Below are 21,544 nucleotides of genomic sequence, written 5' to 3'. Positions count from 1 at the left end.
GATCAAGCGGCTCCTCGGCCACACGGCCGGGGAGCCGCGCCAAGGCCGGTGCCCCGGGACGGTCAGATGTATCCCAGGGCGCCGAGCCCACCGAACCCGCCGAGCACCATGAAGGCGGGCATGAGCACCTTCAACTCCACCCAGCTGCCGGCCCGGAAACGCATGGCCTTCGGCGGTCCGAGCGGGTACCAGCGCTTGCGGCCTATGGGGATGGGCCACAGGATCGGGCAGCCCGAGACGGTGAGCGCGTCCCCGATGTCGTGCACGAGCGCGCCGAGGATTATCGGCAGACCGAGCCACATGTATTCCTGGCCCGGGTCGGTGAAGAGCCAGCCGGCGCCGTTGCCCGGCTCGTTGAGGACACCGGCGAGGATCCACGCGCTGGTCGCGCCGAGCAGCCAGACCAGGACGTCGCTGGAGGTCCGGGCCATCCGCCACAGAAGCCCCTCGACTGCGAGGACCAGGTGGACGAAGAGGATGGCGAGCACGGCCCAGCGGCCACCGGTCATGGCAAGCGCCGAGGTGCCCACCCCTATCAGCACCGCCCACAGCCAGGTGTGGGTGAGGGTGCGATGGCCGCCGTTGCGACGGGGGTCGCTCTGTGTCCTGGTGGCTTTGTAGACGGTGTGCGAGAGCTTGTCGATGATCTCGCAGAGCCAGCGCGAGATCGGACCGAACGCACGGGATATCGTGGCGGATTTGTGGTCGAGGTCGGGGGCGAGCGCCGCCCCCGCGCAGATCAGCGCACCGGCGACGAGCACCGGCCAGGGCATCGGGTGGCCGGCCCCGGCCACCGCGGCGCCCACTCCCAGCCAGGCGGCGGCTCCGGAAAGCGAGTGCGCCGGTCCCATCATGGTCGTTCCACCTCAATTGGCCCTCTGATTGACGACGTCTCGCGTTTCTGACGCCCGGTCGGCCACTCAGCGTAGCGCCCGGATGATCACCGTTCGACCGGCCGGTTCCCTGATCCGGCCCGGGGCCAGGCAGTATGGAGGCGTGACCCTTATCGATCAGATGCCGAGCAATGCCGATCCCGATGCCCTCTTCGAAGCTTTCTCGACCTGGGCCGAGGAGCGGGGCATCTCGCTGTACCCCGCGCAGGAGGAGGCGCTGATCGAGGTGGTCTCCGGGGCGAATGTGATCCTGTCCACGCCCACCGGCTCGGGCAAGAGCCTCGTCGCCGCCGGCGCGCACTTCACCGCGCTCGCCAACGACCAGGTGACCTTCTACACCGCACCCATCAAGGCTCTCGTCTCGGAGAAGTTCTTCGACCTGTGCAAGCTGTTCGGCACGGAGAACGTCGGCATGCTCACGGGTGACGCCTCGGTCAACGCCGACGCGCCCGTCATCTGCTGCACGGCCGAGGTGCTCGCCTCCATCGCGCTGCGGGACGGCAAGGACGCCGACATCGGCCAGGTCGTCATGGACGAGTTCCACTTCTACGCGGAGCCGGACCGGGGCTGGGCGTGGCAGATCCCGCTGCTGGAGCTGCCGCAGGCGCAGTTCGTTCTGATGTCGGCGACGCTCGGTGATGTGTCCCGGTTCGAGGAGGACCTGACCCGGCGCACGGGTCGGCCCACGTCGGTGGTCCGGTCCGCGACCCGGCCGGTGCCGCTGTCCTACGAGTACCGGACGACGCCGCTGACCGAGACGCTGACCGAGCTGCTGCAGACCCGGCAGGCACCGGTGTACATCGTGCATTTCACGCAGGCGGCGGCCGTGGAGCGGGCTCAGGCGCTGATGAGCATCAACATGTGCTCGCGCGAGGAGAAGGACGAGATCGCCAAGCTGATCGGCAATTTCCGCTTCACCACCAAATTCGGCCGGAACCTCTCGCGTTATGTGCGCCACGGTATCGGCGTGCACCATGCGGGGATGCTGCCGAAGTACCGGCGGCTGGTGGAGCGGCTGGCGCAGGCGGGGCTGCTGAAGGTCATCTGCGGTACGGACACGCTCGGCGTGGGGGTCAATGTGCCGATCCGCACCGTGCTGTTCACCGCGCTCACCAAGTACGACGGCCAGCGGGTGCGGACGCTGCGGGCCCGGGAATTCCACCAGATCGCGGGGCGCGCCGGGCGGGCCGGCTTCGACACGGCCGGTTTCGTGGTGGCGCAGGCTCCCGAGCACGTGGTCGAGAACGAGAAGGCCCTGGCCAAGGCCGGCGACGACCCGAAGAAGCGCCGCAAGGTGGTCCGTAAGAAGGCTCCCGAGGGCTTCGTCAACTGGGGCGAGAACACCTTCGACAAGCTGATCGTCTCGGAGCCCGAGCAGCTCACCTCGCGTTTCCGGGTCACGCACACCATGCTCCTGTCGGTCATCGCACGACCCGGCAACGCCTTCGAGGCGATGCGCCGTCTGCTGGAGGACAACCACGAGCCCCGCAGGAATCAGCTGCGGCACATCCGCCGGGCCATCGCGATCTACCGTTCGCTGCTGGACGGCGGTGTCGTCGAACAGCTCGACAAGCCCGACGCCGAGGGCCGGATCGTACGTCTGACGGTGGATCTTCAGTCGGACTTCGCGCTCAACCAGCCGCTGTCGACCTTCGCGCTCGCCTCCTTCGAGCTTCTCGACCCGGAGTCGCCCTCGTACGCACTGGACATGGTCTCGGTGGTGGAATCGACGCTGGACGACCCGCGGCAGATCCTGGCGGCGCAGCAGAACAAGGCGCGCGGCGAAGCGGTCGCCGCGATGAAGGCGGACGGCGTCGAGTACGAGGACCGCATGGAGCGGCTCATGGACGTCACCTACCCCAAGCCCTTGGAAGAGCTGCTGTCCCACGCCTACGACGTCTACCGCAAGAGCCACCCATGGGTCGGGGACCACCCGCTCTCGCCGAAGTCGGTCATCCGTGACATGTACGAGCGCGCGATGACGTTCACCGAATTCACCTCCTTCTACGACCTGGCGCGGACCGAGGGCATCGTGCTGCGCTACCTCGCCGGCGCCTACAAGGCGCTGGACCACACCGTCCCGGACGACCTCAAGTCCGACGACTTCGAGGATCTGATCGCCTGGCTCGGCGAGATGGTGCGCCAGGTCGACTCCAGCCTGCTGGACGAGTGGGAACAGCTGGCCAACCCCGAGACCGAGACCGCCGAGGAGGCCCAGGAGCGCGCCGACCAGGTCAAGCCGGTCACCGCCAACGCGCGCGCGTTCCGGGTGCTGGTACGCAACGCGATGTTCCGCCGCGTGGAGCTGGCGGCTCTGGACAAGGTCGGCGAGCTGGGGGAGATGGACGCCGAGGCCGGCTGGGACGCGGACCGCTGGGGTGAGGCCATGGACGCCTACTGGGACGAGTACGAGGACCTGGGCACCGGTCCCGATGCGCGCGGCCCGAAGCTGCTGCGGATCGAGGAGAAGCCGGAGGACGGGCTGTGGCGCGTCCGTCAGACCTTCGCCGACCCCAACGGCGACCACGACTGGGGCATCTCCGCGGAGGTGGATCTCGCGGCCTCGGACGAGGAGGGCCGCGCGGTGGTGCGGGTGATGGAGGTCGGTCAGCTGTAGCCTCCGAGGCGCCGCCCGCGTGGCGCGCCCCGGAAGCAGCGAAGGAGCACCGATGTCCAGTCCCGCCGACCGGTTGGTCGATCTGCTCGACCTGGAGCAGATCGACCTGAACATCTTCCGGGGCCGGAGCCCGGACGAGTCGCTCCAACGCGTGTTCGGCGGGCAGGTGGCGGGACAGGCGCTGGTCGCGGCCGGCCGGACCACCGACGGTGAACGCCCTGTCCACTCCCTCCACGCGTACTTCCTGCGACCGGGGCGGCCCGGCGTGCCGATCGTGTACCAGGTGGAACGGGTGCGCGACGGACGTTCCTTCACCACGCGGCGCGTGGTGGCCGTCCAACAGGGCCGTACGATCTTCAACCTCACCGCCTCCTTCCATCAGTCCGAGCCGGGCTTCGAGCATCAGGTGGCGATGCCGGGGGTGCCCGGTCCCGAGGAGTTGCCTCGGCTCGCGGACGAGATCCGCGAGCACCTCGGGGAGCTGCCGAGCGCCCTGCGCCACATGGAGCGGCGGATGGCCTTCGACATCCGGTACGTGGACCGGCTGCGCTGGACGGCGCGGGAGCTCGCGGAAGCGCAGCCGCGCAGCGCCGTGTGGATGCGGACGGTGGGGCCGCTCGGCGACGACCCTCTGGTCCACAACTGCGCTGTCACCTACGCCAGCGACATGACGCTGCTGGACGCGGTGCGCATCCCGGTCGAGCCGCTTTGGGGACCGCGCGGCTTCGATATGGCTTCACTCGACCACGCCATGTGGTTCCACCGCCCGTTCCGCGCCGATGAGTGGTTCCTCTACCAACAGGAGTCGCCGATCGCGACGGGTGCCAGGGGCCTGGCCCGGGGGCAGATCTTCGACCGTGAGGGCCGGCTCGTCGTTTCGGTGATGCAGGAGGGGTTGTTCCGCAAGGTCACGTGAGCCGCCACCGGGGAATCCGCGGGCGCGCGGAGCACGTCATGTACGGCGGCGCAACCAATCCCAGAGCCCGCGTGGTCGGGCCGGTTCGGCGTGCGTGGTCATGGTCGCGGCTTCCGCGGCCGCCACGGCGTTCGCCTCCGCCGCAGGTTCCTTACCCGCCACAGCTTCGGGGCCGGTCACGGGCACCGTGGGCGACAGGATCGACCCGGGCCGTAGTTCCGGGGCGGGAGCGGGTCGGACCGCGCGGGCCTGTGTCAACGCGGCGGTCAGGCGGTGCCGGTGCCACTCGATCTCATCCGGGTCCTCCGCCAGGATCACGGATTCGATCACCTCGTGGGCGGCCATCGCGTCCGACCGCGCGGGGACGAGAGACGGGCGCAGCGCGGTCACATGAGCCCGCTCGGTCTGGTCCGGCACGGCGGCGGCCAGGTCTTCGGGGGTGAGCACGGACGCGGTGACCGCCGCCCGCTCCCACGGGTCATCCGTCTGGGCCAGCAACTGATCGAGCCTGCGGGCACGCCAGGACCGCCCGCGACGGTCCTCGCGCTCCTCCAGCGCCGTGCGCAAGAGGGAAGGCGTACGGCCGGTCAGGAGCTCGGGGTTACGGTCGGCGAAGTCCACGAGATCCGCGGCCAGGTAGTGCCAGACGACGGCTCGGTACCGGTTGACGTAGAAGCGCACGGGTGCGAAACAGCCGCCCCGGGCGAGCCGTCCGAAGCGGGCCGGGCTGATCCCCATCAGTTCGGCGCCCTCGGCGGTGCCGACCACCCACAGCCGTGAGCGCAGTACCTCAGGGAATCCGTCGGCGCCGCGGTGGCCTTCGATCTCCGCCCTGCTGACCCTCCGCCGTCGACCGGGACCGGACGCCACCGTCCGTACCTCCCCGAGCTGGACCGCCAGCTCGAACTCGCGCGGCTTGAGCTCAAGCTCCCGTGCCGCCCTGCCGAACGCGACGCTCTCCTCGGTAGCGCCCCGCACCTCGCACTGTCCCACTGCCATGACATCCTCCCCGCCACCGGTCCATCACTGACAGTGACGACGATAGTGGCGGGGTGCGACATCGCGTCGACCCTGTGGATAACTCCGGTCCGGACTCGGGGAGGGGTGGGCGTCGTCGCACGTCAGCGAATACGGCCGGGGGCCTCGCCCCTGCCGTCCTGCTGGCGCGACGCGACGCTGAGGTGCTCACCGACACGGTTGACGAGCAGAGTCATCTCATAGGCGACTTGGCCGATGTCGGCATCGGCGTCACCGAGGACGCACAGACAACTCCCCTCACCCGCGGCCGTCACGAACAGCACGCCTTCATCGAACTCGACCATCGTCTGACGGACCTTGCCCGCCCGGAAGTGACGGCCTGTCCCCCTCGCCAGGCTGTGCAGCCCTGACGCGACCGCCGCCAGGTGCTCCGCGTCCTCTCGCTCGAGATCGGCACTCGCGCCCGTCACCAGCCCGTCATTGGACAGCACCAGCGCATGACGTATTTGCTCCACCCGCTTGGTCAGGTCGTCCAACAGCCAGTCGAGTCCCTTGGCCATTGCCATAATGCCCCGCCTCCCCGTTCCGTGTTTTCCCCGTAACTGCCGTGCCAGCCTTGCTCACCTGCGCCCCGTCGGCAACCCGCCCACCCCGTCGGCACGCGCCTGTTGGCCAGTTGGCACAAGATGAGGACATGGCACAAAAAATGAGCAAGGAACAGTGGCAGGCCTTCCTTTCCGAAGGCACTCGTACCGGAAAACTCTCCACGGTGCGCGCCGATGGCAGTCCGCACATCGCGCCCATTTGGTTCCTGCTCGACGGGTACGATCTCCCCTTCAATACCGGAGAGAACACGGTCAAGGGCCGTAACCTCGCCCGGGACGGCCGCGTGGCGCTCTGCGTGGACGACGACAGGCCAAAAGGAGTCATCGCGTGAGCAACGACCCGGCCCGGGTGAGGGAATTCTTCACAGCGCGTGCCGACGGCTGGGACGCCAAGTTCCCCGGGGACGGGCCCGCCTACGACGCGGCTGTCGCCGACCTCGGCCTGCGCGACGGCGACACGGTGCTGGACGCGGGGTGCGGCACGGGCCGGGCGCTGTCGGCGCTGCGTTCCGCCGTCGGCCCGCGTGGAGCGGTGCTGGGCGCGGACCTCACCCCCGCGATGCTGAACGCGGCCGTCCGGGCCGGTCGGCATCACCACGGCCTTCTGATGATCGCGGACGCCGGCCGGCTGCCGCTACGCGGCGGATCGGTCGACGCGGTGTTCGCGGCCGGGCTCATCGCTCATCTCGCCGATGCCACGGAGGGCCTTCGGGAGTTGGCCCGGGTCGTACGGCCGGGCGGCCGGCTCGCGCTCTTCCACCCCATCGGCCGCGCCGCGCTCGCGGCGCGCCAGGGCCGCGCGCTGACGCCGGAGGACCAACGCGCGGAGCCCCGTCTTCGCCCGTTGCTGGCGGATGGTGGCTGGGATCTCGTCTCCTACACGGATGAGGACACCCGCTTCCTCGCGCTCGCCGTCCGCCGGGGCTGACCGGGGCCGAATCGGCCATGCGCACTCCGGCGGATGCGGCGAGGCGCGGTTTCAGCGGCTTCGCCGGGCGCTCTCCCCCGCATTCGCCGGAGGTTCAACTCCACTTCGGCTGGGCACACTTGAACGACGCAGGACAAGCCGCTCACGGGGCAGGTGATCCGCGTGTTCCATAAATTCCGCAAGCACCTCGAAGAAGTCCGTCGGCCGTCCCCTGTGCCACCGCCGCCGAATCGGCAGCGCAATCTCTTCGAGGCAGCGGCCACTTATGTGGCCGCATGTGCCGAGAACGATCTCGACGGGGGTGCGGAGGCGGCTCGTTGGGTTTCGCCGGAGGCCCTCAGCTTCGGGGTGAACGAACTGGCCTGCCGGGCTGTCATCGCGCTCGCTCGTGAACACGATGAGTCACCGCGCACCGTGGCCCGGACCCTTCTCGGGTTGCCTGCCGCCTGAAATCCGGGCTCGTTCCCCCGGCGCATGCCCGGTTCCGCACGGGCGGCGCCGGTGATCACCTGTCGGCCCCTCGGTGCTCGACGGACGGCCGAACGGCGGGTCCCGTTCCACCCGCCGCGTTGTTTCACCCGGTCCGCAGCGGAGTACCGACGTCGTGCATGTGGCCGAGCGCCTGTCGGTAGGAGTCGACGAGCCCGGTTTCCGCGTACGACAGTCCGGCCGCTCGACAGTACGCGCGGACGATCGGCTGGGCGCGCCGGAGGTGGGGGCGCGGCATGCTGGGAAAGAGATGATGCTCGATCTGGTAGTTCAACCCGCCCAGGAACCAGTCGGTCAGAGGGCCGCCGCGCACATTGCGTGAGGTGAGGACCTGACGGCGCAGGTGTCCCCACCGCTCTCCGTGCGGGTCCGGCATCTCCATGCCCTTGTGGTTGGGCGCGAAGACCATGCCGAGGTGGAGCCCGAAGAGGGCGTGGTGGAGGAGCGCGAAGGCGAGGGCCTTGCCGAAGGACATGGAGGACAGCAGCAGTGTCAGGTAGCCCACCAGATGCAGGATGAGGAGCGTCGCTTCGACTCGCCGTTCTCCGGCCTCTTGCCGTTTGAGGTCCCGCACGCTTGAAACCTTCAGATTGATGCCTTCGAGAAGCAGCATCGGAAAGAAGAGCCGGGCCTGGTGACGAGTGAGCCAGCGGGCGAAGCCTGTGCGCTGCGCGGCCTGCCGCCGGGTCCAGACCAGTGCGCCGACGCCGACGTCCGGGTCCTTGTCGATGTGGTTGGGGTTGGCGTGGTGACGATGGTGTTTGTCGTTCCACCAGGCGTAACTCATGCCGAGCAGCAGGTCGGAATGGATGAGGCCGAGAACGCGATGGGTCCGCCGGGTGCCCGCTATCTGGGAGTGGCCGCTGTCGTGACCCACGAAGGCGGTCCGGGCGCCGAAGACCGCCATGGGCACGGCCAGGAACAACGTCCACCACGAGTCGCCCGTGAGGACGATCCCGGTGCCCGTGGCGGCCAGGGCCAGCGCATTGGCGGCGATGGTCAGCGCGTACCGGCCCCGCCGTCTTTCGAGGAGTCCCTCCGCGCGGATCCGGCGCAGGAGCGGGGCGAAATCGCTGCCCGCCGCGGGTTCCGCGAGCAGGGCACTGACCTGAGGCATGGAGGTCTCCGGAGAGTTTCGACGGACGGCCGGCGGAAAGCCGAGCGGCCGGCCGCGGACGGGCCGCGGGATTGTTGACCGACCTCAGGAAACGTACGGACCGGGGGCCCGTGAGGGCCATGGAGGCACCACCCTGACCGGCCGGGGGACAACCCCCGAACAGCAGAGGGGGGTTGAGTGCACCCCCGGGCCGACGGCATGACGCGCATCACAAGCCGGGTGCCCTCATCGCCCGTTCGCGTCCTGTACCCTCGGGCGCTCCGGAGCCCACTAGTCAAATTTGAGGAATGCGCATCCCTGTGACACCACCCCCTGCCGCAACCCCCACCGAGATCGCCCGGCTGGCTCGTTGCTCGGCGGTCTTCCTTCCCGGAGACCCCTCCCGGACCGGACGTGTCGCCTTCTGGCAGCCGGACGAGCAGGACGGCGACCCCCTCGCCGCCTCGGGCGTCGTGGAGGAACTGACGATCGTCGTCGCGGACGGCTCGGCAGTCGCCACCACGACCGTACGCGCCACCACCCTGGCCGTACGCGATGCTCTGCCTGCCCTCACCCGCGCCCGCGCCGCGCGGGGCGAGGAGTCGGCCGCGTTCTGGGGTGCCGCGGCGTTGCTCGCACTGCAACTGGCTGCGCGCGGCCGACTGCTGCCGGGGCTGACCTCGACCGATCACGACGCCTGGCGCGTCGGCCCGCTCACCCAGGACGACCTGCACCGGGTGCGGGAGTTGGCCGCCGCGATGCCGTCGGCCGCGCACGCCGTACCCCTGCCGGACAGCGACCCGCTGCTGCTGCCCGAGCCGGAGCGGCTCGTGCGCGCCTTCCTGGACGCCGTGGCCGACGGGCTGCCGCGCTCCCCCGCCGCGGCCCTGGCCGCGGGTGGTCCCGCCTTCGCCGCCCCCGAGCCGCGCCGGCTGCCCGAACAGCGCGCCTGGGCCGACGAGGTCGCCGCCGGGCACGACGCGGGCGTGCGGCTCTCCCTGCGCGTCGAGGCGCAGGGCCTGGCGGAGACCGCGCCCGGGGACGGGGAGGCCGATCCGGACGCCCGCCCGCGTTTTCGTGCCGTCCTCCAGTTGCACAGCCTCATGGACCCGGCGCTGGTAGCGGACGCGGCTGAGGTCTGGGCAGGCGACTCGCCCGTGGCCGCCTCGCTCGGCCGGGGAGCGCGCATGAACGCCCTGCTCGCGCTCCGCCGCGCCGCGCACGCCTGGCCCGCACTCACGCCGCTGCTCTCGGCGGCGGCACCCGACGCCATCGATCTCGCCGACGAGGAGATGGGCGAGCTCCTGGGCGCGGCGTCGACGGCTCTGGACGCCGCCGGAGTCGAGGTCCACTGGCCGAAGGAACTGGCCCGTAAGCTCACCGCGCGCGCCGTCGTCGGGCCGCCTGACGACGCCGGGGCATCGGACGACGAGCGGTCCGGCATGCCGTCCCTGCTCTCGGCGGACGCGCTGCTCACCTTCAGCTGGCGGTTCGCCGTCGGCGACATGGAGCTGACCAAGGAGGAGCTGGACCGGCTGGCAGAGGCGAGCCGCCCGGCCGTGCGCCTGCGGGACCAGTGGGTGCTCGTCGATCCGGAGGCGGTGCGCCGGGCCCGGGAGCGGCAGGACCGCAAGGTCACGCCCGTCGAGGCGCTGGGTGCCGCTCTCACCGGTCGGACCCACGCCGAGGAGAATGGCGATGAGGACGCCGGGGAGACGGTCGACGTACAGGCCACCGGCTGGCTCGCGGCCCTGCGCGACCGCATCGCCGACCCCGACTCCTCCCATGAGCCCGTCGGCCAGCCCGCCGCCCTCGCCGCCACCCTGCGCGACTACCAACTACGCGGCCTCGACTGGCTGAACCGGATGACCTCGCTCGGTCTGGGCGGCTGTCTCGCCGACGACATGGGGCTCGGCAAGACCATCACTCTGATCGCCCTCCATCTGCACCGCCAGGCGCTGCCCGGCGCGGCCGGCCCGACCCTGGTGATCTGTCCGACGTCCCTGATGGGCAACTGGCAGCGGGAGATCGAGAAGTTCGCGCCCGGGACACCCGTGCGCCGCTTCCACGGCTCGTCACGGAGCCTGGACGCCCTGGCCGACGGAGAGTTCGTCCTCACCACCTACGGCACGATGCGGCTGGACGCGGAGCGCCTGGCGGAGGCCGACTGGGGCCTGGTCGTCACCGACGAGGCGCAGCACGTCAAGAACCCGTACTCCGCGACAGCCAAGCAGTTGCGCACCATCGGGGCGAAAGCCCGGGTCGCCCTCTCGGGTACCCCCGTCGAGAACAACCTGTCCGAGCTGTGGGCGATCCTCGACTGGACGACGCCCGGGCTCCTGGGCTCGCTGGGCAGATTCCGCCGGCGCTACGCGCGGTCGGTCGAGGACGGCGCCGATCCCGCGGCCGCCGAACGTCTCGCGGCGATCGTCCGCCCGTTCCTGTTGCGGCGCCGCAAGTCCGACCCGGGCATCGCGCCCGAGCTGCCGCCCAAGACCGAGACGGATCACGCGGTCACGCTCACCAAGGAGCAGGCGGCGCTGTACGAGGCCGTGGTGCGGGAGATCCTCGCCGAGGTCGAGGGCGCGGAGGGCTTCGAGCGGCGCGGGCTGATCGTGAAGCTCCTCACGGGGCTCAAACAGATCTGCAACCATCCGGCGCAGTTCTTGAAGGAGCACGACCTCAAGGAGGGCGGCCCGAGGATTTCGGGCCGGTCCGGCAAGGTGGAACTGCTCGACGAACTGCTGGACACGATCCTCGCCGAGGAAGCGAGCGTGCTCGTGTTCACCCAGTACGTGCAGATGGCGCGGCTCCTGGAACAGCACCTGGCCGCCCGTGGCGTGCCCACACAGTTCCTGCACGGGGGCACGCCCGTGTCGCGGCGCGAGGAGATGGTCCGCCGCTTCCAGGACGGTGAGGTCCCGGTCTTCCTGCTGTCGTTGAAGGCGGCGGGTACAGGACTGAACCTCACCCGTGCCGGGCACGTCGTGCACTTCGACCACTGGTGGAACCCGGCCGTCGAGGCCCAGGCCACCGACCGCGCCTACCGCATCGGCCAGACCCAGCCCGTGCAGGTGCACCGGCTCATCGCCGAGGGCACGATCGAGGACCGGATCGCACAGATGCTCACCCGTAAGCAGGCTCTCGCGGACGCGGTGCTGCACTCCGGGGAGGCTGCTCTGACGGAACTCAGCGATGCCGAGCTGGCGGATCTCGTCGAACTGAGGGGGACTGGACGATGACCGGGAATGACATTCACGCGCGCGTGGAGCGCACGTTCGATGCACTGCCGACCGCGAGCGGGCGGGGATTCGCCGAGACGTGGTGGGGCCGGGCGTGGCTCCGGGCGCTCGAGGACACGGCGCTGGACGGCCGGCAGGTGAAGGCGGGCCGCGCGCACGCGCGCGCGGGGGCGGTCGGCGCGGTGTCCGTGCGGCCGGGACGGATCACGGCACTCGTCCGTGACCGGGACGGCACGCGCTACCGCTCCGACGTAGTGATCCAGGAGCTGTCCGGGGCGGAATGGGACCGGCTGCTGAACCTGGTCGCGGACCGGGCGGGGCATATCGCGGCGCTGCTGGACCGCGATATGTCGCCGCACCTGGTCGAGGACGCGGCCGCGGCGGGGGTGGATCTGCTGCCGGGCATCGGGGATCTGGAACCCGAGTGCGCCTGCGAGGCGTGGGACCACTGTGCGCACACGGCGGCGCTGTGCCATCAGGTGGCCAGGTTGCTCGACCGGGATCCCTTTGTGCTGTTGCTCATGCGCGGCCGGGGAGAGCGCGAGCTGTTGGACGAATTGCAGGCTCGTAGCGTCTCCCGCGCCGCCTCACGGGAGACGCGGGAGAGCTCGGAGGTGCCTGCGGGCATCCTGGCGAGCGAGGCCTTCGCGGCGCGGGACCTCATACCACCGCTACCCGATACACCGCCTTTGACGGACGCCACAGCCCGCCCGCCCGTCCTCACCGGGGGCACCCCGGCCGGCCCCGACCTCGACGTCGGCGCGCTGGAGTTCCTCGTGGCGGACGCGGCCGCCCGGGCCCGGCAGCTACTGGCCGAGGCGCTGGCGCCCGGCCACGAGCGGGCCCCCGTAACGGACGCGCTGACGGTGCGCCAGGACGCCGTACGCCTGGCCGCCGCAGGGCCGCCCGAACGGATCACCGCCCGGCTCGCAGCGGGCTGCGGCTACGGACGTGCCGAGCTGGCCCGCGCCGCCCGCGCCTGGGGCCACGGCGGAGCCGCGGCGCTGGCCGTACTGGAGGAGGAGTGGACACCCGAACCGGACGATCTCGCCCGCGCACGCGCCCGGCTGGCGGCCGCTTGGGAGGACGACGACAAGGCACCCCGGCTGCGAGCCACCGGCGCTCGGTGGACGGTGGTGGGCACCGATGCCCAACTGCGCTACGGCCGGGACGGGCGCTGGTGGCCGTACCGCAAGGAGGGTGGCCGCTGGGAGCCCGCCGGGCCGTGCGACCTCGATCCGGCGGCGGCCCTCGCGTTCCTGCTCACGGAGGAGTGACGGACGAGCGACGGATGAGCCGCCGACCAACGGCGGAAGAATCAAAGGTACAGAACATTCAACAGGGAGCTTTCCAAGGCAAAAGAGGGCAATGAAGGAGCTTCCAAGCCCTAGTGGCAGAATGTGGCGATCTACCGTTCAATCACCTTCTGCACATGGAAAGGCACTTTGGGATGACTTTCGCCCTGCTGCGCCGTTACAAGCGTTCTCTTCACCGGGAGAGCGCACCGATTCCGTACGGCGCGGGGGCTCTCGACTGTGTCGTCGTCGACCCCGTGCGCCTTCCGCTGCACAGAGCGGAAGTGTCCGTACGGGATGCGAACGGCCGCGAGGTGGTGCACGGGCAGACCGACCCGCACGGCCGGTTCGCCACGAACGTGGCTCCCGGCGAGTACAGCGTCGCGGTGACCGCCGAGGGGTATCAGCCCGTGCGCCAGGAGTGCGAATCGACGGAGGGCACCCGGACCGACCTCGGGACCGTGCCCATGGAGCCCGCGCCCACCCCCGCCCTCCCGGCCCCGGGCGCGTGGCGCATCGACCCGGACCACACGGCGGTGCGCTTCATCGCCCGGCACATCGGGCTCGCCGAGGTGCACGGCAGGTTCAATCAGTTCCAGGGCACCCTGTGGATCGGCGAGCGCATGGAGGAGTCCAGCCTCGACGTCGTGATCGAGACCGCGAGCATCGACACCGGGGTCGAGCAACGCGACGCCCACCTGCGCTCCCCGGACTTCCTGGGTGTCGACAAGTACCCGTACATGCAGTTCGTCAGCGAGCGCTTCGTGCACCGCGGTGGCTCGCGGTGGGCCGTGCAGGGGGTACTCAACCTCCACGGTGTCAGCCGGAATGTCTCGCTCGACACCCGCTATCTCGGCCTCGGCACCGGCATCATGGGCGAGACCCGCGCCGCGTGCTCGGCCTCCGCAGAACTGCACCGTGAGGACTTCACCTTGGACTGGCGGTCCATGCTCTCGCGTGGCATCGCGATGATCGGGGCGACAATCAAGATCGAACTCGACATCCAGGCCGTTCCCGCGGAGTGACCGCCGCACCCCGTCTCCCCCTCGTCCCCGGCAGCGACCTCGGCTGTCCCGCCGGGGCGTCAGGCGAGCGGCGTCGTCAGCTTCCGACCGCTGCCCGTACCGCCTTCCTCGGCGGTCAGGCTGCAGGTGACGGAGCGAATGCCCAGTCGGTAGCCCTGTAACTTCGGGTACTGCACCAGCGTGCCGCGCGCGGTGCCGGCGGGCTGCTTCAGACTGCGGCCACGCATCGGCTGCCGACACAGCTCCGCGGCCTGGTCCTTCAAGGCGCTCTCACTGTCGTACGTACCCGACAGGGTGGGCGTGGCGACGACCTCCCCGTCATGGGGCGCGAAACACGAGCGCTTGACCAGCCGCGCCCCGGGGCCGTCGGCGGGCAGATCGAAGCAGTCTCCCGAGGCCAGCGCGAAGTAGTACGGCTTGTCGTCGGCGGGCGTCGGGAGACCGCTCTCGACGCTCCGCGCGGTCGGCACACCGAGCAGCCCACTGGGGAAACCGCTCGGCAGGCTCGTGGGCAGGCCCGATGGCAACGTCGTGGGCAAGCCGCTGGGCAGTCCCGACGGAAGGCCACTGGGGAGGCTGCTGGGAAGACTGGTGGGGAGGCTGAAGGAAGGTGAGGGCCCTCCGGTCGGGCTGCCGGACGGCGTTCTCTCGCCGGGCTTCTCATCGTCACTGTCCCCGATGACCAACACCGCGCCCAGCGCCACGGCGGCGACGGCCACCAGCGCGGTGGCCGCCATGGCGATCCGCTTGCCTCCGCCGCCTTCGGGCCGGGGCGGCTCCGGCGGCCAGGGCGGTCCCCCCGGACCGAAACCCCCCGGTGGAGGCCAGGACGGCGGGGGCGGCGCGCCCGAGGGCGGTCCGAGCGGGTTTCCGGGCGGCGGTCCAGGTGGGGTTGCCATACGGTCCAGCGTCCCCACGCGCGCCCGCCCGTGACCGTGTGGTGACCGTACCGCTACACCTTCCGCCCTGGATCGCGACATTCCACTGCGTGGCGCTCCCCATGGAATGATCCACTAACAGTACTATTTTCCGGTGACCGCCGAGATTTCCCATATACGCGTGAACGAGGCGAAGGCGAGGGCAGCACGCCTCCTCCTGGCCTTCCGGCACGGCAATCAGCAGGCGTTCGACGCTTCACTGCCGGAGACCATGACGGCCGACGAGGCCAAGAACGTCGTGTCCGCGCTCTCCTGGGTCGCCAATGAGGCCGTGCGCAAGGCGTATCAGCCCGACGTCGCCGACCGGGTGTTGCGACACCTCGTCAGGCGCGCGCCGGACGAAACAGGCTGGGTCGAGACGGACGAGGAGGCCGCACCGGATGTCGCAGTGCTGCTCGAGTCCGTCCGGCGCGGAGACACGGAGAGGGTACGGGAGCTCGTGCGCGCGACGCCCGACACCACCTTCGTGCTCGGCAAACTGGTGCACGTCGTCGCGCTGCTGCTGCCGTCGGTTCCCGAACCCCACTTCCAGGAGGTACTCAGCGAGCTGCGCGGAGAAACACCTCGAGTCCCGCCAGATCATCCGTGTTGAGGTAGTCCACACCGGCGTCCATCAGCTCGCGCCAGAGCGCGTCGCGCGCCGGCCCCGGCTCGTCCGGCGTGGCCCAGAAGCGCACATGTCGGCCCGCCGAATGGGCGGCGGCGACGATCCGCCGAAGGGCCGCCCGCTCTCGCTCGGGCATGGGCCCTTCGCCTCGCCAGGTGAAGTTCAGACCCCAGTTGTCGCTGATGAGCGAGGTGAACGAAGCGGGAACGCCGCTGCCGAGGTCCGCGAGTCGACCATCGTAGAAGGCGTACCGCACCCGCTCGGCCTCCATGGGGGCGCGGGCGCCCCGGTCGCCGGACACCACGGCGGTGACCGCGCCACGCCGCACCCGGCCGTCGACACAGGAGCCCAGCATCGACCGGTATCGGCGCAGACGCCGGGAGAGTTCGCGGTAGGTGGGGTCGCCCGCGGTCTTGATGTCGATGAGCAGCTGCAACGACAGACCGTAGCCGCGGTAGACGCGGCCGTGGTTGGCGGTGACACGACGCAGCAGCGGGTCGAGGTAGAGCGATTCGAGGGTGCGCGTCGGATCGAGCTCGGACGCGTCGTGAGCCACGAGGAGTTGGCCGCCCACGAGCCAGATGTCGGCCTCCACGCTGCCGAACCCATGGGAGAGGGCGTCGGCGAGCGGGCGGGGGTGCGCGTAGTCGTTGTGCGCGTGCGCCCGGCGCAGCGGTGGCTTGCCGCGCCCTCGGCGCGTGCTGTCGAGCGAGCCCGGTGCGGCGGCGAGGGCGGGGGGTGCGAGGGACCCCGCGAAGGCGGCTCCGAGGGTGACGACGGCTGCGCGGCGCGTGCGCGAGTGCATGGTGCCTCCCGAATCTCCGGGCGGATATCGACGGGTCGCACGTACTGACAACAGTGAGTATCGGGGCGCGCGGAGCCGATGCGCAGGGATGCGCCGCGAGTTGCTCGCGTCGATGCCGCGACGTTCCTTGTCGTTCGTTCGGGGCATGGTGAACCCCCTTGCGCCGTGGCAGAGTTGATGGGACCTCTGGGGAGACTGTGAGAAGACGTACTGACCGCGTGCGCGCGGTGCTGACGGTGTTGGTGGCGTGGGTCTCATTCGTGGGTGGCGGAGGGACCGCCTGGGCGGAAGCGGAAGCACTGCCGACTCTGCGGTTCGGCGGTCAGGCCCGCGTCGCGCCGGGGGTCACCTATCGGAAGTTCTCCCTCTCGGGCTCGCACGGGCCGGCCTTCGGTCATGTGCTCACCGTCGATCTGCGCCACCCGAAGGTGTCGTTGGACCTGTTGTACCCGGGCCGGGTCGCCGCACGGGCGACGGTGTCCCGCCTGGCCGAGTCCCGGGGCGCGGTCGGTGCCGTCAACGGCGATTTCTACAACATCACGGAGACCCAGCACCCGGGGGTGGAGGCGACGGGCGCGCCGGTGGGCCCGTCCATCGCGGGCGGACACCGACTGAGCGCGGCCGTGCCGAACGGCCAGCGCTTCGGGCCCGCGATGCCCCGCGGGGTCACCACGAGGGATGTCATCGGCGTCGGGACGGACGGGGTGGCCCGGCTGGACAGGCTCACCCTGGTGGGGACCGTGCGGACCGCGGAGCGGAAGCTCCCGCTGCGCGGGCTCAATCAGTACGCCCTGCCTGTCGGCGGTATCGGCGCGTACACCCCCGCGTGGGGACCTGTCTCGCGACTGCGGGCCACCTGCGGGACCGACGCGGAACGGGCGGCGCCGTGCAGTGCCGAGACCTACGAACTGACCGTGCGGCGGGGCCGGGTGGCCTCCGTGGCCGAGAAGCCGGGACGAGGCCAGATCGCCTCCGGCACGGTGGTGCTGGTGGGGCGTGAGGCAGGAGCGCGGGAGCTGCGTAAGCTGCGGGTCGGCGACCGGGTTCAGGTGGACGAGCGCCTGCGCTCCGCGCACCGTGGGGCATTGCGGTTCGCGCTGGGCGGCTTCCCCGTGCTGCGCGACGGCAGCCCGCTGAGCGGGCTGGACGCGGTGACCTCAGCCGTACGGACCTCGGCCGGACTGGCCGACGGGGGCCGACGGCTGTACCTTCTTGCGCTGGACGGAGGGCCCGACTACCGCGTGGGCCTGACCGTCGCCGAACTGGCCGGTGTCATGCGGGATCTCGGGTCCGAGGACGCCGTGAACCTGGACGGCGGCGGGTCGAGCACCCTGGTCACCCGCGCACCCGGCGAAGGGCAGGCCGTCGTGCGCAACCACCCTTCGGGCGGAGCCGAACGAGCCGTCTCGAACGGCATCGGGATTTTTATCCACCGTTAACATCGTCGCTTAATCCACCCTTTAGGGTGACTGCGCCCACGGAATCACCCCGCTAGCCTCGGAGAAGCATCGACGAGAGCTTATCGACGGTTCCGCAGCAGCCAGTCGCACAGATGAAATGGGTGGGCATTTCCGTATGACGACGTCATTGGAGTCCGGTTCCGACACCGAGAATTCAGCGGGACGGCTGAGTCTCAGTACCGCGGCCGCCCGGAATCTGGCGACCACGACCAAATCCGTACCGCAGATGCAGGGCATTACGTCGCGGTGGCTGCTGCGCATGTTGTCCTGGGTCCAGGTGTCCGGCGGTACGTACCGGGTCAACCGGCGAATGACGCACACACTCGGCGACGGCCGGGTCGAATTCGTCTCCACCGGGGCCGAGGTGCGCGTGATCCCGGCGGAGCTGGGCGAGCTGCCGCTGTTGCGCGGCTTCACCGACACCACGGTGCTCGAGACCCTCGCCGACCGCTTCACGCAGCGCGAGTTCCAGCCCGGGGATGTGCTGGTCGAAGCGGGCCGGCCCGCCGATCAGGTCGTCCTGATCGCCCACGGAAAGGTCAGCAAGGTGCACGCCGGGGAGTACGGCGACCCCACCGTGCTGGGCGTGCTGGCCGACGGCGAATACTTCGGCGACCAGGCCCTCTCGGCAGTCGAGGGCGGCAACTGGGACTTCACCGTACGGGCGGTGACGGCTTGCACGGTGCTGACCCTGCCACGCCAGGAGTTCGAGGAGCTCCTCGAGCGTTCGCAGGAGCTGCGCGACCACGTCCAGGCCTTCCGCGCCGATACCGGGCGCCCGCAGAACGAGTACGGCGAGTCGGCCATCGACATCGCCTCCGGTCACGTCGGCGAGCCGGCTCTTCCCGGCGTCTTCGCCGACTACGAACGCGCCCCGCGCGAGTTCGGCCTCAGCGTCGCGCAGACGGTGTTGCGCGTGCACACCCGCGTCGCCGATCTCTACAACGAACCGATGAACCAGGTCGAGCAGCAGCTCCGCCTCACCATCGAAGCACTCCGCGAACGCCAGGAACACGAGCTCGTCAACAACCGCGAATTCGGCCTCCTTCACAACGCCGACCTCAAACAGCGCATCCACACCCGCACCGGCCCGCCCACCCCCGACGACCTCGACGAACTATTGGCCACCGTCTGGAAGGACCCCGGTTTCCTTCTGGCACACCCGCGCGCCATCGCGGCGATCGCACGCGAGTTCAACAGCCGAGGCCTGTACCCGGACAGCGTCGAAGTGAACGGCCACGCCGTCCCCGCCTGGCGCGGTGTGCCGATTTTCCCCTGCAACAAGATCCCGGTCACCGAGACCGGCGTCAGCTCGATTCTGTTGATGCGCACCGGTGAGGAATCACAGGGGGTCGTCGGCCTCCACCGGACGGGAATCCCGGACGAATATCAGCCCAGCCTTTCCGTGCGTTTCATGGGCATCAACGATCAAGCGATCATGTCCTATCTGGTGAGCGCCTATTACTCCGCCGCCGTTCTCGTTCCCGACGCTCTCGGAATTCTTGAGAACGTCGAAGTCGGGCACTGACGGACGGACCGGATATGGCAAGGCCATGCCTTGCCATATCCGCGCCATGTCGCCATCCGCACCACGTCACTTCAAGTATCGCGTCAGCTACCGCATACAGATGGGTGAAGACCAGTAATGACCACGTCAGTGGAGCAAGGGCAGACCGCGCGGGCGGGCGAGTCACAGCAGAGCCTCGACACCTCAGCGGCACGCCAGCTCGCGACGACGACCAAATCCGTACCGCAGATGCAGGGGATCTCCTCCCGTTGGCTGCTGCGGGTGCTGCCTTGGGTGCAGGTGTCCGCGGGTACGTACCGGGTCAACCGCAGGCTGACCTACGAGATCGGGGACGGCCGCGTCGAGTTCATCACCACCGGCTCGGAGGTCCGGGTCATCCCTCCGGAGCTGGGTGAGCTGCCCCTGCTCCGAGGGTTCGACGACAGTGCCGTACTGGAGTCGCTGGCGGACGGGTTCGTCCAGCGGGAGTACGCGGCAGGTGACGCTCTGGTCGAGTCGGGTCAGCCGGCCGACCAGGTCTTCCTGATCGCCCACGGCAAGTTGAACAAGACGGGCGTCGGCAAGTACGGGGACGACACCGTGCTCGGCGTGCTGGCCGACGGCGACTATTTCGGCGAGCGCGTGCCCCTGGAGCCGGACGGCGTCTGGGACTTCACCGTCCGGGCGGTGACGCGCTGCACCGTCCTCGCGCTCTCCCGCCAGGCCTTCCAGGAGCTGTCCGACCGCTCCGAGTCACTGCGCGACCATGTCGCGGACTTCGCCTCCCGGCCCACGCCCCCGCAGAACAAGCGCGGTGAGGCCGACATCGCGGTGGCCTCCGGGCACGTCGGCGAGCCGTCACTTCCCGGCACCTTCGTCGACTACGAGCCGTCCCCACGCGAGTATGAACTGAGTGTCGCGCAGACGGTGTTGCGCGTGCACACCCGCGTCGCCGATCTCTACAACGAACCGATGAACCAGGTCGAGCAGCAGCTCCGCCTCACCATCGAAGCACTCCGCGAACGCCAGGAACACGAGCTCGTCAACAACCGCGAATTCGGCCTCCTCCACAACGCCGACCTCAAACAACGCATCCACACCCGCACCGGCCCGCCCACCCCCGACGACCTCGACGAACTGCTGTCACGGCGTCGCAAGACCCAGTATCTGCTGGCTCACCCACGGACCATCGCGGCCTTCGGCCGGGAGTGCAGCAGCCGTGGCCTCTACCCACAGAACCTCGAGGTCCTGGGCTCGTCGGTGCGTGCTTGGCGAGGAGTGCCGATCCTCCCGTGCAACAAGATCCCGATCAGCGAGACCGGTACCAGCTCGATCCTCGCGATGCGCACCGGTGAGGAGAACCAGGGAGTCGTGGGTCTGCACCAGACCGGCATCCCCGACGAGTACCAGCCCAGCCTTAATGTGCGCTTCATGGGCATCAACGACCAAGCGGTCACCTCGTATTTGGTGAGCGCTTACTACTCGGCGGCGATTCTGGTACCGGACGCGCTCGGTGTCCTGGAGGACGTCGAGATCGGGCGGGCGTAGGCGGCTCAAGGGACAGGTCCGGACCCCTCCGGTGTACAGGGGCAGGCGGCGCATGACGGCGGAGGTGTCGGAGCCTCCGCCACGGAGCTGGCGGGCCGGTATCCCGACGTCCGCGTCGACCTGGACGTGCTCTATGTGGACAACGGCCAGTTGCTCACCTCGGCCGGTGCGGTGGCCGGGCTCGATCCGTGCCCCCGCCGCCCCGGTCGGATCAGGGGCGCACGCCGCTGACCAGCTGAGCCGTGGCCGAAATGCCGTTGGCGATGGTCGGCGCCACACTGGTGCTCGCCAGGACGAAGCCGAGCAGGACGCAGACCAGCGCGTGCGAGACGCGGAGCGCTCCGCTGCGCAGGAACACCACCGCCAGCACCAGAAGCATCAGGACCACGGAGATCGAAACGACCACGGCATACCTCCTCGGCTGAGCGGTGAGTATGCGCCAGTCTCGCTCATCACACCGGCGCCGCCCGTGCCGTGCGTGTACTCCATCCAGGTACGGATTCACTGGTCGGGGCGGGGCCGAACCGTCACGGTCCCGTCGGCCTCATGTGATCGTTCGGACCGGCGCCGATCGGGCGAGGGGGCCCTGGTTCGA

The 21,544-nt window shown here is 70.0% G+C and carries 18 protein-coding genes and 2 pseudogenes; 13 read left to right on the top strand and 7 right to left on the bottom strand.

Annotated elements, in window-relative coordinates:
- Positions 1-62: 62 nt before the first annotated feature.
- Complete coding sequence (locus tag ACZ53N_RS21130; protein WP_469142364.1) at positions 63-854, bottom strand: metal-dependent hydrolase; 792 nt, start codon at positions 852-854, stop codon at positions 63-65.
- A 142-nt stretch (positions 855-996) separates the two neighbouring features.
- Here ACZ53N_RS21130 and ACZ53N_RS21125 point away from each other — a divergent pair, with 142 nt between their 5' ends.
- Positions 997-3,510, top strand: a complete 2,514-nt coding sequence (locus tag ACZ53N_RS21125; protein WP_469142363.1) for a DEAD/DEAH box helicase — start codon at positions 997-999, stop codon at positions 3,508-3,510.
- A gap of 52 nt (positions 3,511-3,562) precedes the next feature.
- Positions 3,563-4,426: an acyl-CoA thioesterase gene (locus ACZ53N_RS21120; protein ID WP_469142362.1), complete on the top strand. Its 864-nt coding sequence runs from the start codon at positions 3,563-3,565 to the stop codon at positions 4,424-4,426.
- A 36-nt stretch (positions 4,427-4,462) separates the two neighbouring features.
- Here the strand turns inward: ACZ53N_RS21120 and ACZ53N_RS21115 are convergent, their stop codons facing one another.
- Together ACZ53N_RS21115 and ACZ53N_RS21110 are read right to left on the bottom strand one after the other, a co-directional pair.
- Positions 4,463-5,425, bottom strand: a complete 963-nt coding sequence (locus ACZ53N_RS21115; RefSeq protein ID WP_469142361.1) for a DUF6397 family protein — start codon at positions 5,423-5,425, stop codon at positions 4,463-4,465.
- A gap of 122 nt (positions 5,426-5,547) precedes the next feature.
- Positions 5,548-5,970, bottom strand: coding sequence for a roadblock/LC7 domain-containing protein (locus ACZ53N_RS21110; RefSeq protein WP_469142360.1), 423 nt, complete (start codon positions 5,968-5,970; stop codon positions 5,548-5,550).
- Between the two features lie 128 nt (positions 5,971-6,098).
- On the opposite strand from ACZ53N_RS21110, the pseudogene ACZ53N_RS21105 reads away from it, so the two are divergent.
- From ACZ53N_RS21105 to ACZ53N_RS21095, 3 genes and pseudogenes are all read left to right on the top strand, one after another.
- A pseudogene (locus ACZ53N_RS21105) lies at positions 6,099-6,323 on the top strand (pyridoxamine 5'-phosphate oxidase family protein); the annotation flags it as partial.
- A gap of 14 nt (positions 6,324-6,337) precedes the next feature.
- Complete coding sequence (locus ACZ53N_RS21100; RefSeq protein WP_469142359.1) at positions 6,338-6,937, top strand: class I SAM-dependent methyltransferase; 600 nt, start codon at positions 6,338-6,340, stop codon at positions 6,935-6,937.
- Between the two features lie 213 nt (positions 6,938-7,150).
- Positions 7,151-7,387: a hypothetical protein gene (locus ACZ53N_RS21095; protein ID WP_469142378.1), complete on the top strand. Its 237-nt coding sequence runs from the start codon at positions 7,151-7,153 to the stop codon at positions 7,385-7,387.
- A 124-nt stretch (positions 7,388-7,511) separates the two neighbouring features.
- Here the strand turns inward: ACZ53N_RS21095 and ACZ53N_RS21090 are convergent, their stop codons facing one another.
- Positions 7,512-8,543: a fatty acid desaturase family protein gene (locus tag ACZ53N_RS21090; RefSeq protein ID WP_469142358.1), complete on the bottom strand. Its 1,032-nt coding sequence runs from the start codon at positions 8,541-8,543 to the stop codon at positions 7,512-7,514.
- Positions 8,544-8,830: 287 nt separating this feature from the next.
- Between ACZ53N_RS21090 and ACZ53N_RS21085 the strand changes: the two genes are divergently transcribed.
- The 3 genes from ACZ53N_RS21085 to ACZ53N_RS21075 all read left to right on the top strand — a co-directional run bounded on the left by ACZ53N_RS21085 (position 8,831) and on the right by ACZ53N_RS21075 (position 14,084).
- A complete protein-coding gene (locus tag ACZ53N_RS21085) occupies positions 8,831-11,764 on the top strand; it encodes a DEAD/DEAH box helicase (RefSeq protein ID WP_469142357.1) in 2,934 nt (977 codons plus the stop codon).
- Positions 11,761-13,041: an SWIM zinc finger family protein gene (locus ACZ53N_RS21080; RefSeq protein ID WP_469142356.1), complete on the top strand. Its 1,281-nt coding sequence runs from the start codon at positions 11,761-11,763 to the stop codon at positions 13,039-13,041. The genes ACZ53N_RS21085 and ACZ53N_RS21080 overlap by 4 nt, the downstream gene beginning before the upstream one ends.
- Before the next feature lie 173 nt (positions 13,042-13,214).
- A complete protein-coding gene (locus ACZ53N_RS21075) occupies positions 13,215-14,084 on the top strand; it encodes a YceI family protein (protein WP_469142355.1) in 870 nt (289 codons plus the stop codon).
- Between the two features lie 59 nt (positions 14,085-14,143).
- On the opposite strand, the gene ACZ53N_RS21070 is transcribed toward ACZ53N_RS21075, so the two are convergent.
- Entirely contained in the window at positions 14,144-14,821 is a 678-nt protein-coding gene (locus ACZ53N_RS21070) for a hypothetical protein (RefSeq protein WP_469142354.1), read from the bottom strand.
- Positions 14,822-15,116: 295 nt separating this feature from the next.
- Here ACZ53N_RS21070 and ACZ53N_RS21065 point away from each other — a divergent pair, with 295 nt between their 5' ends.
- A complete protein-coding gene (locus tag ACZ53N_RS21065; RefSeq protein WP_469142353.1) occupies positions 15,117-15,614 on the top strand; it encodes a hypothetical protein in 498 nt (165 codons plus the stop codon).
- Here ACZ53N_RS21065 and ACZ53N_RS21060 read toward each other — a convergent pair.
- Positions 15,562-16,434, bottom strand: a complete 873-nt coding sequence (locus tag ACZ53N_RS21060; RefSeq protein WP_469142352.1) for a phosphatidylinositol-specific phospholipase C/glycerophosphodiester phosphodiesterase family protein — start codon at positions 16,432-16,434, stop codon at positions 15,562-15,564. The two genes, ACZ53N_RS21065 and ACZ53N_RS21060, sit on opposite strands and share 53 nt — an antisense overlap.
- Before the next feature lie 197 nt (positions 16,435-16,631).
- Here ACZ53N_RS21060 and ACZ53N_RS21055 point away from each other — a divergent pair, with 197 nt between their 5' ends.
- From ACZ53N_RS21055 to ACZ53N_RS21040, 4 genes and pseudogenes are all read left to right on the top strand, one after another.
- The gene (locus ACZ53N_RS21055) at positions 16,632-17,873 is read left to right on the top strand and encodes a phosphodiester glycosidase family protein (RefSeq protein WP_469142351.1); all 1,242 of its coding nucleotides are present in this window, start codon (positions 16,632-16,634) and stop codon (positions 17,871-17,873) included.
- A gap of 136 nt (positions 17,874-18,009) precedes the next feature.
- Complete coding sequence (locus ACZ53N_RS21050) at positions 18,010-19,422, top strand: family 2B encapsulin nanocompartment shell protein (protein WP_469142350.1); 1,413 nt, start codon at positions 18,010-18,012, stop codon at positions 19,420-19,422.
- Positions 19,423-19,539: 117 nt separating this feature from the next.
- Entirely contained in the window at positions 19,540-20,949 is a 1,410-nt protein-coding gene (locus ACZ53N_RS21045; RefSeq protein WP_469142349.1) for a family 2B encapsulin nanocompartment shell protein, read from the top strand.
- A 75-nt stretch (positions 20,950-21,024) separates the two neighbouring features.
- A pseudogene (locus ACZ53N_RS21040) lies at positions 21,025-21,141 on the top strand (AraC family transcriptional regulator); the annotation flags it as partial.
- A 19-nt stretch (positions 21,142-21,160) separates the two neighbouring features.
- Here ACZ53N_RS21040 and ACZ53N_RS21035 read toward each other — a convergent pair.
- The gene (locus ACZ53N_RS21035) at positions 21,161-21,355 is read right to left on the bottom strand and encodes a hypothetical protein (RefSeq protein WP_130881150.1); all 195 of its coding nucleotides are present in this window, start codon (positions 21,353-21,355) and stop codon (positions 21,161-21,163) included.
- Positions 21,356-21,544 lie beyond the last annotated feature (189 nt).

This window comes from Streptomyces sp. NPDC033229, assembly GCF_055576875.1.
The sequence above is the reverse complement of the archived record's forward strand: the minus strand, read 5'-3'. Positions and strand labels throughout refer to the sequence as shown.